The following is a 17,613-nucleotide window of genomic DNA, read 5'->3' on the forward strand; positions in this document are numbered from 1 at the left end:
TTGGGTTTTTTTAAACACCGCGCCCCCCCCCCCGTGGGGCGCCCCCCCCGCCCCCCTTTATGCCCCCCCCCCCCAACCACCCCCCCCCCCCCCCCCCCCGGCGGGCGGCGCCCCCCCCCGCGCCTCAGGATGACGGTGTTCGAGTTGAGAGGTAGCTAGTTTGCAATACGGCATCGCCTTCGCGCCATTAGTTCCTGTCGCCGTGCTGTGGGTAGCGCTTGCCGCGATTGCGGTGATCGCGCTGGTGCTGCTGCTCGGGCGCTCGCGCGGCGCGTGGGTACGGATTGCGGCGTTGGCGTTGATCCTGCTCGCGCTGTCGAATCCGTCATTCACGCGCGAGGAGCGTGAGCCGCTGTCGTCAGTTGCAGCTGTGGTCGTCGACAAGAGCCCGAGCCAGAACTTCGGCACCCGCGCCGCCGAGGCCGAACTGGCCAAGGAGCAGTTGGTCGACCGCCTCAAGCAGCTTAAAGGCGTCGAGGTCCGGGTGGTCGAAGCCGGCCAGGCCGATGGCGAGACCGACGGCACTAAGCTGTTCGGCGCGCTCACCTCGGCGCTGTCCGACGTGCCGACCGACCGCGTCGCGGGCGCCTTCATGATCACCGACGGCCGCGTCCACGACATTCCGGCAAGCGCCGCCGCGCTGGGCTTCCAGGCGCCGGTGCACGCGCTGATCACCGGGCGCAGCAACGAGCGCGACCGCCGTGTCGCCATCGTGGCGGCGCCGCGCTTCGGCATCGTCGGCCAGGTCCAGACCATCACCTATCGGCTCGACGACCACGGCATCAGCGGCGAGCGCGCCCGCGTCGTGGTGCGCCGCGACGGCGAGACGCTGAACGAGCGCAGCGTCGCGAGCGGCCAGACCGTTACTATCGACGTCGAGATCAAGCACGCTGGACAAAACATCGTCGAGATCGAAGCCTCGCCCGTCGAGAACGAACTCACCACCGTCAACAACCGCGCCGTGGTGTCGATTGACGGTGTGCGCGACAAACTGCGCGTGCTGCTGGTGTCGGGCGAGCCGCATTCCGGCGAGCGCACCTGGCGCAATCTCCTCAAGTCCGACGCCAGCGTCGATCTCGTGCACTTCACGATTTTGCGGCCGCCGGAGAAGCAGGACGGCACGCCGATCAACGAGCTGTCACTGATCGCGTTTCCGACCCGTGAGCTGTTCCAGCAGAAGATCAACGAGTTTCAGCTGATCATCTTCGATCGCTACGCCCGCCAGGGCGTGCTGCCGATCGCTTACTTCGACAACATCGCCCGCTATGTCCGCAACGGCGGCGCCGTGCTGGTGTCGGCCGGGCCGGACTACGCCTCGACCACCTCGATCTGGCGCACGCCGCTCGACAGCCTGCTGCCGGCCGAGCCGGTCGGCGTCAGCGAAAAGCCCTACACCGCGCGGCTCAGCGACGCCGGCAAGCGCCACCCGGTGACGCGCGGCCTCGAAGGCTCAGCCAGCGAGCCGCCGCAATGGAGCCGCTTTTTCCGCACCGTCGACACCCGCAACGCCACCACGCCGCCGCTGATGACGGGCGCCGACAATGCGCCGCTGCTGCTGCTGTCGCACTACGGCGAAGGCCGTGTCGCGCTGCTGCTCAGCGACCACATCTGGCTGTGGGCGCGCGGCTATGAGGGCGGCGGGCCGCATCTCGATCTGCTCAGGCGGATGTCGCATTGGCTGATGAAGCAGCCGGATCTCGATGAAGAAGCGCTGCGGCTCAAGGTCGAGGGCAAGGACCTGCAGGTGATCCGGCAGACCATGGCGGACAACGTGCCGCCGGTCACCGTCACCTCGCCGTCCGGCCAGAACCGCGAGCTGACGCTGACCTCGAACGATCCCGGCACCTGGCGGGCGACGCTGCCCGCCGACGAACTCGGGCTGTGGCAAGCAACCGACGGCACGCTGAAGGCGCTGATCAATGTCGGCCCGGTCAACCCGAAGGAATTCTCCGAAGTCACCTCGACGCCCGACACGCTGCGACCACTGGCGCAGACCACCGGCGGCGACGCCCGCCGCATCGCCGACAGCGGCAGCGTCGAGCTGCCGCGCATCATCCCGGTGCATTCGGCGACGTCGTTCCGCGGCGACAACTGGCTCGGCGTCCGCATGCGCGACGCCAGCGTCGTCCGCGGCGTCGGCGTGCTGCCGATGTTCACCGGCCTGATCGGACTGCTGCTGCTGCTCGGCGCATTTGCGGCGACCTGGCTGCGGGAGGGGCGTTGAGGCAGCGTTATCGATCCGGCGCGGTCGCGCAGCGCCCCGCTAGACTAACCCCCCGCACCGTCATTCCGGGGCGCTCGCGCAGCGAGCGAACGCGGAATCCCGAAGTTGTTACGAAGAACCGGGCAGGCACAGTGCGCGTAGCAGATTCCGGGTTCGCACGGCTTCGCCGCGCGCCCCGGAATGACTCGCGGAGAGGCGGTACGCTTGCCGCACGCTCATCACACCCGGCAGATACAGATCGGCCAGGCTTTGCCGCGCGCCCCGGAATGACTCGCGGAGGGGTTTCGGCCGAAGGCGAGAGCTCCGGACTACCAATCCTTGAAGCGCGCCGTGAACGCTGCGACGTCGATCAGGCCGCGCAGGTGCTTGCCGTCGCCGATCTTGCGCGCACCGACCCAGCAGGCGACGTCGAAGCCGATGCTGCGCTGTTCGACCGTGATCACCTTCGAGGTGCTCCGTACCACCTGCCCGACCAGCGCCGGCGTCAGATGGCGGATGTCGACGCCGGTGCCGACCGTCACCCAGCCCTGCGGCAGCGCCGGATGGATCGCCTCGCCCGAGGCCATCTCCATTTCCAGGATCATCAGCGGCGTCGCGAACACCGCCGGCATATACGGCACGAAATGCTGCACCGTCTGCTCCAGCGCCACCGTGATCTGCCGCTCGGCGCTCATGCCGACAGTGATAATATCGCGCGCGTCCATGAGGGCCTCTTGTGCTTCCTGACGATGCCTCAGCGTTTGTCATTCCGGGGCGCGCAGCAAAGCTGTGCGAACCCGGAATCCATATTCCCAGTGTCAGCGAGAAGAACTCGGCGCGCAACCCGCTGCTAATCGCGAGCACGTGGTTATGGATTCCGGGCTCGCGCTGCGCCCGCCCCGGAATGACGAACGAGAGGGCTTTGCGAAGCGCTTACTTCGCCTGCTCGGCTCTGCGCTCGACGAAGGTTTTGCCGCCCTTCATCTTGTTATTGAGCGGGGCTTCGTTGATCTGGATGACGACGTCTTCGGCCTTGACGCCGAGATGCTTGACGATCGAGTCGGAAATGTCGCGCATCACCGCCGTCTTCTGCGCGTCGGTGCGGCCTTCAGCGAGATTGATGGTGACTTCGGGCATGGTGATTCTCCCTGCTGTCGCGCTGTGAGGCGCTGATTGTATTCTCCTTCTCCCCTTGTGGGAGAAGGTGGCGCGGACGAAGTCCGCGACGGATGAGGGGTAGCCGCGATCTCGGCGAAGGCCCTCGACCCCTCACCCCGCTTCGCTGCGCAAAGCGACCCTCTCCCACAAGGGGAGAGGGTTCAGGCTGCGCCTCGACTTAATTCCACACCACCCCGCGACGCTGCAGCAGGTCCTGCACCTTGGCGACGAGGTCATCTTCGCTGCAGGAGAACTGCGCCTCGGCCTGTTTCTTGAGATATTCGTCGCGGTCCTTTTCCAGCGAGGCGAGTTCGGCGCCTAAGATCAGGTCCTTGATCTGAACGATGCCCTGGGCCTTTTCGTCCGAGCCCTGGATGATGGCGCAGGGCGAGTTGCGCTTATCGGCGTATTTCATCTGCTGGCCGAGCGAGTGCTTGGGGTTGCCCAAGTACAATTCGGCGCGGATGCCGGCGTGGCGCAGGCTTGCGACCATCTTCTGATAGCCGGCGATGTCGCCGCCGAACACGGTGACGACGACGGGGCCCGGCTGCGGCTTGTTGTCGAGCTGGCCGATCAGCGTCAGCGCCGCCTGCAGCCGCGACACGCCGATCGAGAACCCGGTCGCCGGCACCGGCTCGCCGCGGAAGCGCGACACCAGACCATCGTAACGCCCGCCACCGCCGACCGACCCGAACCGCACCGAGCGGCCCTTCTCATCCTTGGTGTCGAGCAGCAGTTCGACCTCGTAGACCGGGCCGGTGTAGTACTCGAGACCGCGGACGACGGAGGGATCGATCTTCACGCAATCGCCGTAGCCGCCGGCGTCCGCCAGTTCGGCAATGGTCGCGAGTTCAGCGACGCCGTCCGCACCTGTCTTCGAACCCGCAACTCGCGTTTCCATGTTCGCAACAGTGGCTTGATTACTTACGCCTTGCGCACTCGAACCGGCCTCCTTGGGATCGCCGACGAAATTGATGATGGCGTCGATCTGGGTATTGGTGAGCCCGGCGCCTTTGGTGAAGTCGCCCCTGCCTTCCTCGCCGCCGTCCCAGCGGCCGGCGCCAAGTAGCAGGATGATATCCTTGATCGGAAACTTGTCGGCCTTGTCGATGGCGCGCATCACGGTGAGCCACTGGGCGTCGCTGTCGATGCCCTGCGCTTCGCGGATGCCATCCAGCACCTTGCGATTATTCACCTTCACCACGTAGCTGCCGCGGGGGATCCCCAGCGCTTCCATGGTGTCCGCCGCCATCATGCACATCTCGGCGTCGGCGGCGGCGGTCGGCGCGCCGACGGTGTCGGCGTCGAATTGCATGAACTGGCGGAAGCGGCCGGGGCCGGGTTTTTCGTTGCGGAACACCCAGCCGAACCGGTAGCTGCGATACGGCTTCGGCAGCGCGTCGAAATTCTCGGCGACGTAGCGGGCGAGCGGCGCCGTCAGATCGTAGCGCAGGCTGATCCACTGCTCGTCGTCGTCCTGCAGCGAGAACACGCCCTCGTTGGGGCGGTCCTGATCGGGCAGGAATTTGCCGAGCGCGTCGGTGTATTCGAATGCCGGGGTCTCGACCGGCTCGAAGCCGTAGCGCTCATAGACCTCGCGGATGGTCTCCACCATCGCGCGCGTCGCCGCGATCTCGCCGGGGCCGCGGTCGGCCAGGCCGCGCGGCAGCCGGGCGCGGAGTTTCGAGGGTTTCTTCGGTTTGTCAGCCATGGTCGCCTTTTCAGCTCAGGGCCGGGTTGGTACCAGCCGCTCTGCCGGGCAGCAAGGCTGGCAGGTGTGATCTGGCGCAAATCGCCGGCCGGATGCGTGGTTTATGAGCGTCAGCGGCCCCTTCCCGGATGGAAGCCCCACGCAAATGTGCGGGCTCGCGGCATTTCCGTGCCACCCCGAAGCTGCTAGCCTGCCGCGCCGCCCGAAATCCAGTCCCGCGCATATGAGGAGCGCTATGTTAGACAAGAGCAAGCCCACGTCCGCCGTCAACGTGCCGAACGACCTCGAGGCGTTCTGGATGCCGTTCACGGCGAACCGGGCCTTCAAGCGCGCGCCGAAGATGATCGCGGGCGCCAAGGATATGCATTATTTCACCACGGACGGGCGCAAGATCATCGATGCCGCCTCGGGCATGTGGTGCAGCAACGCCGGCCACGGCCGCGAGCAGATCTCCGCGGCGATCGCCGCGCAGGCCGAGGAGCTCGACTTCTCGCCGCCGTTCCAGTTCGGCCAGCCCAAGGCGTTCGAACTGGCCAGCCGGATCGCCGATCTGGCGCCGGCCGGGCTCGACCACGTGTTCTTCTGCAACTCCGGCTCGGAAGCGGCCGACACCGCGCTGAAGATTGCGATGGCCTGGCAGCAGATCCGCGGCCAGGGCTCGCGCACCCGCTTCATCGGCCGTGAGCGCGGCTATCACGGCGTCGGCTTCGGCGGCACCGCGGTCGGCGGCATCGGCAACAACCGCAAGATGTTCGGCACGCTGCTCAACGGCGTTGACCATCTGCCTGCGACCTATGATCGCGACAAGCAGGCATTCAGCAAGGGCGAGCCGGAATACGGCGCGCACTTTGCCGACGCGCTCGAGGGCCTCGTCAATCTGCACGGCGCCAACACCATCGCGGCGGTGATCGTCGAGCCGATGGCCGGCTCCACCGGCGTGCTGCCGGCGCCGAAGGGCTATCTCAAGCGCCTGCGCGAGATCACCAAGAAGCACGGCATCCTGTTGATCTTCGACGAAGTGATCACCGGCTACGGCCGGCTCGGCGCCGCCTTCGCGGCCGAACGCTACGGCGTGACGCCCGACATGATCACCTTCGCCAAGGGTGTCACCAACGGCGCGGTGCCGATGGGCGGCGTGATCGCCTCGGGCGAGATCCACGACGCGTTCATGACCGGGCCGGATTATGCCGTCGAGCTGTTCCACGGCTACACCTATTCGGCACATCCCTTGGCCTGCGCGGCCGGCCTTGCCACGCTCGACATCTATCGCGACGAGAAGCTGTTCGAGCGCGCCAAGGCGCTGGAGCCGATATTTGCCGACGCTGTGCTGTCGCTGAAGTCGGAGCCCAACGTGGTCGACATTCGCACCGTCGGCCTCACCGCCGGCATCGACCTTGCCCCGCACGCGGATGGCCCCGGCAAGCGCGGTTTTGAGTCGATGAACTCGGCGTTCCACGACCACGACCTGATGCTGCGCATCGCCGGCGATACGCTGGCGCTGACCCCGCCGCTGATCATGAGCGACGACCAGGTCGGCGAAATCGTCGACAAGGTCGCCAAAGTGATCCGCGCGGTTGCCTGACGCCTCCCCGGCGCTCCTGCCCTGAACCCGGCTTCGGCGGACGAATCGAGTAGACTCGTCCGCCGAATCGCGAATGATGGCGGGATCGGCAGGGAAATCGGCGCTGAATGATTCGAATTTCGACCTTGTTCATCGCCATCTGCATGGTGCTGATCTCCGTGTCGCTCGGCACGGTGGTGTACTCGCTCGCCGGCTTCAACGCCGTCGAATCCGCGATCGTCGCGCTGGCGGCGATGTCGCTGTTCATTTTGTATCACGCGGTGTCGGTCCGGCTCGGCGACCGTTCCGAAGCCAGCCAACAAATCGCCGATCTGTCGCGCGGCACCGCCGATCTCGCCCGCCAGATCGGCGAATTCGGCCGGCGCCTCGCCGCCGTCGAGGCCAAGCTGATCGCTTCCAATAATGCCAGCCAGGATCGCGCCCAGATCGCCCTCAACGAGATTGGCGAGCTCGGCCTGCTGGTGAAGCAGCTCGCCGCCTCGGTCGCCACTCATGAGGATCTGCTGACGGCCGCCGCTTCGACCAGCACACCGCAGACACCGCCGTTGCTCGATCCGGGTGCGCGGCTGCCGGAGCAGCAGGGGGTCCAACCCGCCGCCGTCGAGCCGATGGCGCTCAGCGACCTTGCCGTGGCGCCGAGCGCGCCTGCCGCCCCGAAGCCCGCTCGCGAAGCGGCCCAGTTGCTCGATGTCGTCAAATCAGCGATCGAACACGGGCGGCTCGACATCTATCTGCAGCCATTGGTGACGCTGCCGCAGCGCAAGGTGCGCTTCTACGAGATCGTCACCCGGCTGCGCGACGGCAGCGACCAGGTCCTGACCGCTCAGGAGTTCCTCACCGCGGCCGAGAGTGCCGGGCTGATGGGCCGGATCGACCATGCGGTGATGCTGCGCGCCGTCCAGGTGCTGCGCCGGCTGATGGTGCGCAACAAGGAGGTCGGCGTATTCGTCAACGTCGCCGCCGCGACGCTGTCGGACGCCGCGGCGTTCGCCCAGTGCCTGGATCTGCTCGAGGCCAACCGGGCGCTGGCGCCGTCCTTCGTGCTGGAATTCAAGCAGAGCACACTGCGCCAACTCGGCCTGGTCGAGGCCGAGCATCTCGCGGCGCTGGCGCAGCGCGGCTACCGGTTTTCGATCGATCACGTCACCGACCTGCGATTCGAGCCGCGCGAACTCGCCGATCGCGGCGTCCGCTTCATCAAGGTGCCGGCCGCGCTGCTGCTCGAAGAGCGCGAGCGCCCGGCCGCCGACATTCACCCGGCGGATCTGTCGGACCTGCTCGGCCGCTTCGGCATCGATCTGATCGCCGAGCGGATCGAGGGGGAACGCGCTGTGGTCGACCTGCTTGACTACGATGTGCGGTTTGGGCAGGGGTTCTTGTTCGCGGCGCCGCGGCCGCTGCGCCCAGAGACCGCCCCCTCGCCGACGCCCCCTTCCTCCGGCGACACGGCCAAGCAGGAACTCGCTCCCTCTCATGATGCTGGCTCTCTTCCGAAGGGCGCACTTGCCCGGATCGAACCGGCGCGCGTCGCCACCGGCGTCGCCGCGCTGGCGCGCCGCGTCGTTGGTCCGGCCTGATCGCCGTCTGCGATGACCACGCTGCGTTTCGTCGAGCACCTGCGCGAGCTGGTGCCGTCCGTCGATGTCGTGCTCAGCGACATCTGGGGCGTCGTCCATAACGGTCTCGAGTCGTTCCCTGAAGCCTGCGAGGCGCTACGCACCGCGCGCGCCGAGGGCCGCACCGTCGTGCTGATCACCAACGCACCGCGCCCGGCGGATTCGGTGCAGCGGCAATTGCGCAAGCTGCACGTGCCGGACGATTGCTACGACGCCATCGTCTCGTCCGGCGACCTCACCCGGATCTACGTGGCCGAACATCCCGGGCAATCGATCTACTGGCTCGGCCCCGATCGCGACAACTCCATCTATCGCGGCCTCGACAGCGTGCTGACGCCGCTCGACAAGGCCGACTACATCATCTGCACCGGCCCATTCGACGACGAGACCGAGTCGGCCGAAGACTATCGGCAAATGATGGGCGAAGCCTTGGCCCGCAAACTAACTTTGGTTTGCGCCAACCCCGACATCGTGGTCGAACGCGGCGACCGGCTGATCTATTGCGCCGGCGCGATCGCCGAGCTGTATCGCGAGCTCGGCGGCGACGTGATCTTCTACGGCAAGCCGCACCGGCCGATCTACGACCGCGCGATGGCGCTGGCGCGCGAGCTGCGCGGCGCCGATACTCCGCGCGAGCGCGTGCTGGCGATCGGCGACTCGGTACGCACCGATCTCGCCGGCGCGCAGGCCTATGGCATCGACCTGTTGTTCGTCACCCGCGGCATCCACGCCGACGCCTTCGAAGGCATCGACCGCCTCGACACCGCCGCCGTCACCGAACTCTTCGGCCACCCGCCGCTGGCGCTGACGCGGGAATTGCGCTGGTAACTTTGCGCTTCCGTTTCATTCCCGCGACGCGCTGCGCCCCGCGCCGACACCCTCTCGCTCGTCATTCCGGGGCGCGCGCCCTTCGCGCGCGAACCCGGAGTCCCGACATGTGGAAACGCAGCAGTCGCAGAACGCTTCGAGATTCCGGGTTCGCGCAGCTTCGCCGCGCGCCCCGGAATGACGGGGACAACAAAAAACGCGCCCCTCACGGAGCGCGTTTTTCCAATCTGATGCTTTGACGTCGCGACTTACGCCGCGACGTGATCCGGGAACACCGCGTCGATCTTGGTCTTCAGCGTCGCGGCGTTGAACGGCTTGACGATGTAGTTGTTCACGCCGGCCTTCTTGGCGGCGATCACGTTTTCGGTCTTGGACTCCGCCGTGATCATGATGAACGGCGTCTGCGACAGGTTCGGATCGGCGCGCACTTCCTTGAGGAGGTCGTAGCCGGTCATCGGCTCCATATTCCAATCCGAGATCACCAGCCCGTACTTCTTGCGGCGCATCTTCTCCAGCGCGGCCGAGCCGTCATTGGCGTCGTCGATATGCTCGAAGCCGAGCTGCTTCAGAAGATTACGAATGATCCGGATCATGGTGCTGTAGTCGTCCACCACCAAGACCGACATTGACAAATCAACCGCCATCTTCAACTCCCAAGGCACCGCGATGGTGCGCCGAAACGCCCCGAACGGTGGGCTCTATTGCGTTCTGTGAGGGCCGGCCGAGTAATCTCCGGCCCCGTCCGGTCCGAAGACCTAGCATCGCTCATTAAACAGCCCGTTAATCGGACGCCGCGACGGACCTGCCGGCTCCCCGTCAAATCGCTACAAAGTACTGACTTGCTTGAATTTCCCGGGATACCGGCGCCCCGTAATCGTACCAGGGGCGGTGCGCAATGCTGCAGCGGCCCCGGTGCCGCGATCGCCGTGGCGGTTGGCGAGCTCCGCTGATAGGAGATGCGGATGAATTATCGTCACGCCTTTCACGCCGGCAACTTTGCCGACGTTCTCAAGCACATCGTCCTGGTCCGCATCCTGACCTATCTGCAGGAGAAGCCGGCCCCATTCCGCGTGATCGACAGCCACGCCGGCGCCGGGCTGTACGACCTCACCAGCGACGAAGCCCGCCGCGGCGGCGAGTGGGCGAATGGCGTCGGCCGCGTGCTGCAGGCGCGCTTCTCCGATCAGGCCGGCGATCTGATCAGGCCATATCTCGACATTGTCCGGGCCTTCAATCCGCAGCGCGAATTGACAGCCTATCCGGGTTCGCCGCTGATCGCCCGCGCGCTGCTGCGCCCGCAGGACAGCATGGTGGCGAGCGAGATTGCCCCGGTGGCGCGCAAGCAGCTGATCGCTGCGCTGCGCCGCGACACCCAGGCGCGGGTGGTCGATCTCGACGGCTGGCAGGCGCTCACCGCCTTCGTGCCGCCGAAGGAGCGGCGCGGCCTAGTGCTGATCGACCCCTCGTTCGAACAGAAGGACGAATTCGACCGCCTCGCCCAGGCGTTCTCCACCGCCTACGGCAAATGGCCGACCGGGACCTATGTGATGTGGTATCCGGCCAAGAACCGCCGGGCCACCGATGCGCTGGCCCATCACGTCGCCGCAACGGCCGCCAAAGGCGGCGAAGCCAAATGCCTGCGGCTCGAATTCAGCGTCGCGCCGCAGCAGCCGGATGGACCGCTGACGTCGACCGGGCTGCTGATCGTCAACCCGCCCTGGACGCTGGCGTCAGAATTGAAAATCATTCTTCCAGAGCTGGAACGGCCGCTTGGCCAGGGCGGCGTGGGCCGATACCGGCTCGAGCTACCCAAGCTCCAATGACTCAGCCAGCGACCGCCCCAGAGTGCAAAAGTCGCATTTGAGCCGTAGTCAATCCGCAGCAATCCGTATTATGCTGATTTGATTGGACTGGCTTTACGTTCCGCTTCCGCGAATGGGGGCGGCGGAGTGACAAGGCCGTACTACTCGGACTGCAATTAGCAGCAGTCCACCTCTCGGCCGAACTTTCCGGCAGCGCAACGCCAGGTCGCACCGCAGCGTCTTCCATTGCTTTTTGGCGCGGCGGAAAGCAGGGCGGGAGGAATTTCCGGAATGCCTATGACGGGAACGGTGAAGTTCTTCAATGGAGAACGCGGCTACGGCTTCATCAAGCCTGACGACGGCGGCCGCGATGTATTCGTGCATATTACCGCGGTCGAGCGCGCCGGCTTGAAGGACCTTACAGAAGGACAGCGGATAACGTTCGAGGTCGAGCCGGACAAGAAGGGCAAAGGCCCCAAAGCGGTCAACCTGGTGATCTCGTAGCGCGTGTGACGGCGCCGCTCACCCGAGCGAAGCTGACGGACGACCGCATGGCGGTCAAGCACACTGACGACGGCAACACGACAGGTGCCGCGTGCCGGGCTCTGATTGCGCATGGGCACAGGCCCCCTTGGTCACGGAATCCCGGCCTGGAGAGCTCGGAATGTTGTTCGCTTAGGTTCTTGGACACGACGGATCGCGGCAAAAGCCACCATCGTAGGATGGGTTGAGCGCAGCGAAACCCATCCTTCCCCCGCAAGACCGATGGGTTTCGCTGCGCTCAACCCATCCTACGAACTTTATCTACTAACAACCCTCGGCAAAAAAATCCCGGCCACGAGGGCCGGGAATGTTGATCGCCGAGTTTCTTTCGCGACGGATCGCGTTGTTAGAAATGGTAGTTGATACCAGCCCGGATGAGGCCGAAATTGTATCCGTTCGGCACGCCGGTGATGAAGAAGTTGTTGGTCGAAAGGCTGCCGTAGAGGTACTCGACCTTGGCGCTGAGCTTCGGCGCGAACGCGAACTCCGCACCGGCGCCGACCGTCCAGCCCGCCGAGGTGTGGCTCTCGGTCGACAGCAGGTTCTGTCCCTTCAGCTGGCCGAAAGCGAGACCGCCGGTGGCGTAAAGCAGTACGTCGTTCATCGCGTAGCCGACACGGCCGCGTGCGGTCCCGAACCACGGATTTGAGAACTTGTAGGGCGCGAAGGTGTCCTCCGATGTCGAAAACTGGATGTCGCCCTCGAGGCCGAACACGATGGCGCCGCTCTGCCAGTTGTAGCCGCCCTGCACGCCGCCCGAGAAGCCGGACGGCTTGGTGATGTTGTTGGTGACGTTGCCGAACGCATAGCCGAGGTTGCCGCCCAGATAGGGTCCGGCCCAGCTGAACGCGTTCAGCGGTTGATTGACCGTGTAGGGCGTCCGCGAGCCGTAATAGCTCATGTCGGCAGCCTGCGCGGCCGTCGCCCCTGCGGCGAGAATGGTCGCTGTCGCCATCGCAAGTTTACGCATCTTACTCTCCTCGACGGCAGGTACGCAGATTCGGCGTGCCGTCCGTCCAGCCATCGGCCACCAGTGGCCGCGGGAAAAGCATCCGGGATGGTTACGGATTTCCACTTTTTTCCGGTAAGATTTATCGAGAGTTTGAAGTTAAGCGGTTGTTAATCCGGGTTGGGTTCCAGACCTCAGTCTTAATGAAAACTTACTTCCCAAGCTTCGCGGCGACAGCATGGCAGCGGCTGCGCCGATCGCCGGATGTGAGTTCCGGGACTGCCGCGCTGGCACCGGCCGCCTCGAGCGCCTAATTTAGGGCCATGAATCAAGACCCTGCCGAAACCCGCGACGCGGCTGCCGTGCCGCCGAATGAGACGGCCTCGCCGTCGCCGGTTTCGCCCGACCCCACGCCCCGCTCCGCCGCGCAGGACATCGACGCCGAGACCGCCTCGCTGTCGGTCGAGGACGACGACGAGGCGCGGCTGCCCGAGATCGAGGACGACGCCGCCGAGCCGGCCGACGGCCCGCTCGCGGTCGGCCGCGCGGCGATCGAGCAGGCGGTGCGGCTGGCGCCGACCTCGCCCGGCGTCTACCGGATGCTGAATGCAGCCAACGACGTGCTGTATGTCGGTAAGGCCAAGAACGTGAAGAAGCGGCTGTCGTCCTATGCGCGGCCGACCGGGCATGTCATGCGCATCGCCCGGATGATCGCCGCGACGGTGTCGGTGGAGATCGTCTCAACCGCGACCGAGACCGAGGCGCTGCTGCTCGAAGCCAACCTGATCAAGCAGCTGCGGCCGCGCTTCAACGTGTTGCTGCGCGACGACAAGTCGTTTCCCTATATCCTGATCACCGGCGACCATTGGGCGCCGCAGATCCTCAAGCACCGCGGCGCACAGACCCGGCCGGGCCGCTATTTCGGCCCGTTCGCCTCGGTCGGCGCGGTCAACCGCACCATCACGGCCCTGCAGCGGGCGTTCCTGGTGCGCTCCTGCACCGACAGTTTCTTCGAGAGCCGCACCCGCCCCTGCCTGCTGTACCAAATCCGCCGCTGCTCCGGCCCCTGCACCAGCGAGGTCGATTTCCCCGGCTATACCGAGCTGGTTCGCGAGGCGACTGACTTCCTGTCCGGCCGCAGCCGGGCCGTGAAGGGCCTGCTCGCGGCCGAAATGGAGAAGGCGTCGAACGAGCTCGAATTCGAGACCGCGGCGCTGTATCGCGACCGGTTGGCAGCGCTGTCGGCGATCCAGTCGCAGCAGGGCATCAATCCGCGCACCGTCGAGGAAGCGGACGTGTTCGCGATCTATCAGGAAGGCGGCTATTCCTGCGTCGAAGTGTTCTTCTTCCGCACCGGACAGAACTGGGGCAACCGCGCCTACTTCCCGCGCGCCGAGAAGTCGTTCACACCTGAAGAAGTGCTGTCATCGTTCCTGGCGCAATTCTATGACGACAAGCCACCGCCCAAGCAGATCCTGCTGTCGCACGACATCGAGGAATGCGAGCTGCTGGCGCACGCACTCGGCATCAAGGCCGGTCACAAGGTCGAGATCTCGGTGCCGAAGCGCGGCGAGAAGAAGGAGCTGGTGGCGCACGCGTTGACCAACGCCCGCGAGGCGCTCGGCCGCAAGCTCGCCGACACCGCGACCCAGACCCGGCTGCTGCAGAGCCTCGCCACCGTGCTCGGCCTGCCGAAGCCGCCGCAGCGGATCGAGGTCTATGACAACAGCCACATCCAGGGCACCAACGCGGTCGGCGCCATGATCGTCGCCGGGCCGGACGGCTTCATCAAGAATCAGTACCGCAAGTTCAACATCCGCTCCGAAGGCCTCACCCCGGGCGACGATTACGGCATGATGCGCGAGGTGCTGCAGCGCCGCTTCAAGCGGCTGGTCGCTGCCCGCGCCGAAGGCGAAGCGCCGGCCAGGGACGACGAGACGCCGCGCTGGCCCGACCTCGTGATCATCGACGGCGGCCGCGGCCAGCTCAACGCCGCGCGCGGCGTGCTGGCCGAACTCGGGCTGGAGTCCGAGGTGACGCTGCTCGGCGTCGCCAAGGGGCCGGACCGCGACGCCGGCCGCGAGACGCTGTTCATGCCGGAGCGCGAGGCGATCAAGCTCGAGCCGCGCGACCCGGTGCTGTATTTTATCCAGCGGCTGCGCGACGAGGCGCATCGCTTCGTGATCGGCTCGCACCGCAAGCTGCGCAAGAAGGACATCCGCGAGGCCGGCCTGCAGGAAATCCCAGGCATCGGCCCGACCCGCAAGCGCGCTTTGCTCCACCATTTCGGCACGCTGAAACAGATCGAGCGCGCTTCACTCGGCGATCTCGGCAAGGTTCCGGGCATCAGCGCCGAAAGCGCGCGGCGGATTTTCGACTTCTTCCATCCCGGGCCGGGCTGAACCGGCCCGACGAAAGTCGGCCATCCCCGGGCCGATCAGAATCCATGTGGATTTCACCTTTTCCTGATAGGGATCGGGGCGCCGTTCGGGGGAGTTGACGTTCCGGCGTGGGCAGTATTGGTAAGCGCGATGAATAACGTTTCTACCAGGGCGCCGGCGCGTGGGACGAAGTCGCTGACACTGCCCAATATTTTGACCTATGCGCGCATCGCGGCGATTCCCGTCGTGGTCGGCTGCATCTATGCGCAGTCGATTCTCGGCGGTCCGCTGGCGCTGCGCTGGGTCGCGCTGGCGGTATTTATCGCCGCCGCCATCACCGATTTCCTCGACGGCTATTACGCCCGGATCTGGGACCAGCATTCGGCATTCGGCCGCATGCTCGACCCGATCGCCGACAAGCTGCTGGTCGCCTCCTGCCTGCTGATGCTGGCGGCCGACGGCATCATCCACGGCTGGACGTTGTGGGCCGCGATCGTCATCCTGTGTCGCGAAATCCTGGTGTCCGGCCTACGCGAATATCTCGCGGCGCTGCGGGTCAGCGTGCCGGTGACCAAACTGGCGAAATGGAAGACCACGGTGCAGCTGGTCGCGATCGGCTTTCTGCTCGCCGGTGATGCCGGCGACCTGGTGCTGCCTTTTACGACTCAGATCGGTCTCGCCTTGCTGTGGATCTCGGCGCTGGTGACGATGTACACCGGCTACGACTATTTCCGCGCGGGAATCCACCACCTCATCGAGGAGGACTCGCGATGAAGGTGAAGTACTTCGCCTGGGTGCGTGAGCGCATCGGGCTGGAAGAAGAGACGATCGAGCCGCCGGCCGATGTTGCCACCGTCGCCGATCTGATCGGCTGGCTGACCGCGCGCGGCGACGGCTACGCGTATGCGTTCGAAAGGCCCGCAGTAATCCGCACTGCGATCGACCGCACCCATGTGCGAGCCGACTCGCCGATCGCCGGTGCCCGCGAAGTGGCGTTCTTCCCGCCGATGACCGGCGGCTGAGCCCGTTCAGACGGATGACCCGATGACCGTGCCGGTGACCATCCGCATTCAGGAAGCCGATTTCGACATCGCCGCCGAGATCAAGGCAATGACCGCGGGCCGCGTCGACATCGGCGCCGTGGTCAGCTTCAGCGGCCTCTGCCGCGGCGCCGACGATGGCAACGATGTCGCGGCACTGACACTCGAACATTATCCCGGCATGGCCGAGGACGAGATCGGCCGCCACGCCGGCGAAGCGGTGAAGCGCTGGCCGGTGACTGCGCTGACGATCGTGCACCGTGTCGGCCGGATGCTGCCGGGCGACAACATCGTGCTGGTGCTGGCCGCCTCGGCGCATCGCCAGGCGGCGTTTTCGGCCGCCGAATTTCTGATGGATTATCTCAAGGCCAACGCGCCATTCTGGAAGCGCGAAGAGCGCGGCGGCGAGACGCGCTGGATCGAGGCACACGACCGCGACGACGCGGCCGCGGCGCGATGGGGCAAGGATTGATGGCGAAGACCAGCAAGGCGAAACCGCTCAAGGCAAAACCCAAAGCCGCAAAGGCCAAAGCCGCGAAGGCGAAGGCTGCGAAGGCCAAGCCGCCGCGCGGGACCAACAAATCGGCCGCAGGTGACAAGCGCCCGGCGCAGCGCCGTGCTGCTGTCCCGACGACGGTGGTGCTCAGACACGATACGTTCGGAGTGATGCCGGGCGAACTGATCACCGCGCTCGATTTCCTGCGCTACGCGGTGAGCCGTTTCGCCGAAGCCGACGTGGTGTTCGCGCACGGCACCACCGATCCGATCGCCGAAGCCGCCTTCCTGATCGGCGAGGCGCTGCATCTGCATCCCGATCAGTTCGAGATGTTCGCCACGACGCGCGTCACCTTTGCCGAGTCCGAAATGATCCTCGATCTGATCGCCGACCGCATCGTGACGCGGATGCCGGCCGCGTATCTGGTCAACAAGATCTACATGCGCGGCGTGCCGTTCTATGTCGACGAACGCGTGATCGTGCCGCGCTCGTTCATCGGCGAACTGCTCGATACGCATTTCGACGGCGGCGAGACGTCGCTGATCGGTGATCCGGCCGAGGTCGAACGCGTGCTCGATCTGTGCACCGGCTCCGGCTGCCTCGCCGTTCTCGCGGCCCGCTCCTTCCCGTCCGCGAGCGTCGACGCGATCGACCTGTCGCAGGATGCGCTGGATGTCGCCGCCCGCAACGTCGCCAACCATCAACTCGGCGAGCGCATCACGCTGCACCACGGCGATCTGTTCGCGCCGCTCGGCGACGCCCGCTACGACCTGATCATCACCAACCCGCCTTACGTCGACGCCGAAGGCATGGACAATTTGCCGGAGGAATGCCTCGCCGAACCCGCAATGGCATTCGACGGCGGCGACGACGGCCTCGCCATCGTCCGCCGCATTCTGGCGGAAGCCAAGGATCACCTCACCGAAACCGGCGGCCTGCTCTGCGAAATCGGCCGCGGCCGCGGACTGATCGAAGCGGAGTATCCTCACTTGCCGCTGCTGTGGCTCGACAGCGAAGACTCCGAAGGCGAAGTGTTCTGGATCGCCGCGACGGATTTGTGAGTAGTTGATCCAGCTCGCCAACAACCACCACCGCCGGACGTTGAGCCACCACCCCCTCCGCGAGTCATTCCGGGGCGCGCAGCGCAGCTGCGCGAACCCGGAATCCATACCCCCTTGACTCACCATGACGCACCGCGCCGCCGCGCCTTTCACCAACGCAACGACAGGTGATGGGGTGGACGGCCCCCAACGGCATCGCATTGTGCCAGATTGAGGTTGTTGCAAACTTCAAACGAGGGAGCC

General features: G+C 65.8%; 16 protein-coding genes. 11 read left to right on the plus strand and 5 right to left on the minus strand.

Translation table 11 applies throughout. The features are described from left to right. The first annotated feature begins 160 nt into the window (after positions 1 to 160). On the plus strand, positions 161 to 2,224 hold the full coding sequence (locus D4Q52_RS25125; RefSeq protein WP_119859318.1) for a hypothetical protein: 2,064 nt from the start codon (positions 161 to 163) through the stop codon (positions 2,222 to 2,224). 308 nt (positions 2,225 to 2,532) lie between these two features. Here D4Q52_RS25125 and D4Q52_RS25130 read toward each other — a convergent pair whose 3' ends face one another. The 3 genes from D4Q52_RS25130 to hisS all read right to left on the minus strand — a co-directional run bounded on the left by D4Q52_RS25130 (position 2,533) and on the right by hisS (position 5,072). Further along, the gene (locus D4Q52_RS25130; protein ID WP_119859319.1) at positions 2,533 to 2,928 is read right to left on the minus strand and encodes a thioesterase family protein; all 396 of its coding nucleotides are present in this window, start codon (positions 2,926 to 2,928) and stop codon (positions 2,533 to 2,535) included. A gap of 208 nt (positions 2,929 to 3,136) precedes the next feature. Further along, a complete protein-coding gene (locus tag D4Q52_RS25135; protein ID WP_119859320.1) occupies positions 3,137 to 3,340 on the minus strand; it encodes a tautomerase family protein in 204 nt (67 codons plus the stop codon). A gap of 199 nt (positions 3,341 to 3,539) precedes the next feature. Beyond that, positions 3,540 to 5,072: a histidine--tRNA ligase gene (gene hisS, locus D4Q52_RS25140; protein ID WP_119859321.1), complete on the minus strand. Its 1,533-nt coding sequence runs from the start codon at positions 5,070 to 5,072 to the stop codon at positions 3,540 to 3,542. Positions 5,073 to 5,307: 235 nt separating this feature from the next. Here hisS and D4Q52_RS25145 point away from each other — a divergent pair, with 235 nt between their 5' ends. The 3 genes from D4Q52_RS25145 (at position 5,308) to D4Q52_RS25155 (ending at position 9,098) form a co-directional block, all read left to right on the plus strand. Beyond that, positions 5,308 to 6,654, plus strand: coding sequence for an aspartate aminotransferase family protein (locus tag D4Q52_RS25145; RefSeq protein WP_119859322.1), 1,347 nt, complete (start codon positions 5,308 to 5,310; stop codon positions 6,652 to 6,654). 107 nt (positions 6,655 to 6,761) lie between these two features. Then, positions 6,762 to 8,231, plus strand: a complete 1,470-nt coding sequence (locus D4Q52_RS25150) for an EAL domain-containing protein (RefSeq protein WP_119859323.1) — start codon at positions 6,762 to 6,764, stop codon at positions 8,229 to 8,231. Positions 8,232 to 8,243: 12 nt separating this feature from the next. Further along, positions 8,244 to 9,098 (plus strand): TIGR01459 family HAD-type hydrolase, encoded by an 855-nt coding sequence (locus D4Q52_RS25155; protein ID WP_119859324.1) that lies wholly within the window; start codon positions 8,244 to 8,246, stop codon positions 9,096 to 9,098. A 248-nt stretch (positions 9,099 to 9,346) separates the two neighbouring features. Here the strand turns inward: D4Q52_RS25155 and D4Q52_RS25160 are convergent, their stop codons facing one another. Further along, complete coding sequence (locus D4Q52_RS25160; protein WP_119859332.1) at positions 9,347 to 9,742, minus strand: chemotaxis response regulator CheY; 396 nt, start codon at positions 9,740 to 9,742, stop codon at positions 9,347 to 9,349. Positions 9,743 to 10,060: 318 nt separating this feature from the next. On the opposite strand from D4Q52_RS25160, the gene D4Q52_RS25165 reads away from it, so the two are divergent. After that, positions 10,061 to 10,921, plus strand: a complete 861-nt coding sequence (locus D4Q52_RS25165) for a 23S rRNA (adenine(2030)-N(6))-methyltransferase RlmJ (protein ID WP_119859333.1) — start codon at positions 10,061 to 10,063, stop codon at positions 10,919 to 10,921. Between the two features lie 270 nt (positions 10,922 to 11,191). Then, a complete protein-coding gene (locus D4Q52_RS25170) occupies positions 11,192 to 11,404 on the plus strand; it encodes a cold-shock protein (RefSeq protein WP_119859325.1) in 213 nt (70 codons plus the stop codon). Positions 11,405 to 11,789: 385 nt separating this feature from the next. Here the strand turns inward: D4Q52_RS25170 and D4Q52_RS25175 are convergent, their stop codons facing one another. Next, a complete protein-coding gene (locus tag D4Q52_RS25175) occupies positions 11,790 to 12,413 on the minus strand; it encodes an outer membrane protein (RefSeq protein WP_119859326.1) in 624 nt (207 codons plus the stop codon). Between the two features lie 302 nt (positions 12,414 to 12,715). On the opposite strand from D4Q52_RS25175, the gene uvrC reads away from it, so the two are divergent. From uvrC to prmB, 5 genes are all read left to right on the plus strand, one after another. Continuing rightward, on the plus strand, positions 12,716 to 14,794 hold the full coding sequence (gene uvrC / locus D4Q52_RS25180) for an excinuclease ABC subunit UvrC (RefSeq protein ID WP_119859327.1): 2,079 nt from the start codon (positions 12,716 to 12,718) through the stop codon (positions 14,792 to 14,794). A gap of 129 nt (positions 14,795 to 14,923) precedes the next feature. Beyond that, positions 14,924 to 15,547, plus strand: a complete 624-nt coding sequence (gene pgsA / locus D4Q52_RS25185; RefSeq protein ID WP_119859328.1) for a CDP-diacylglycerol--glycerol-3-phosphate 3-phosphatidyltransferase — start codon at positions 14,924 to 14,926, stop codon at positions 15,545 to 15,547. Continuing rightward, positions 15,544 to 15,795, plus strand: coding sequence for a molybdopterin converting factor subunit 1 (moaD, locus tag D4Q52_RS25190; RefSeq protein ID WP_119859329.1), 252 nt, complete (start codon positions 15,544 to 15,546; stop codon positions 15,793 to 15,795). The genes pgsA and moaD overlap by 4 nt, the downstream gene beginning before the upstream one ends. Positions 15,796 to 15,817: 22 nt before the next feature. After that, on the plus strand, positions 15,818 to 16,285 hold the full coding sequence (locus D4Q52_RS25195) for a molybdenum cofactor biosynthesis protein MoaE (protein ID WP_119859330.1): 468 nt from the start codon (positions 15,818 to 15,820) through the stop codon (positions 16,283 to 16,285). Further along, positions 16,285 to 17,370 carry a 50S ribosomal protein L3 N(5)-glutamine methyltransferase gene (gene prmB / locus D4Q52_RS25200; protein WP_119859331.1) on the plus strand — a complete coding sequence of 362 codons (1,086 nt, stop codon included), beginning with the start codon at positions 16,285 to 16,287 and terminating at the stop codon, positions 17,368 to 17,370. The genes D4Q52_RS25195 and prmB overlap by 1 nt, the downstream gene beginning before the upstream one ends. Positions 17,371 to 17,613 lie beyond the last annotated feature (243 nt).

The organism is Rhodopseudomonas palustris (assembly GCF_003591005.1).
Lineage (GTDB): Bacteria > Pseudomonadota > Alphaproteobacteria > Rhizobiales > Xanthobacteraceae > Rhodopseudomonas > Rhodopseudomonas palustris_K.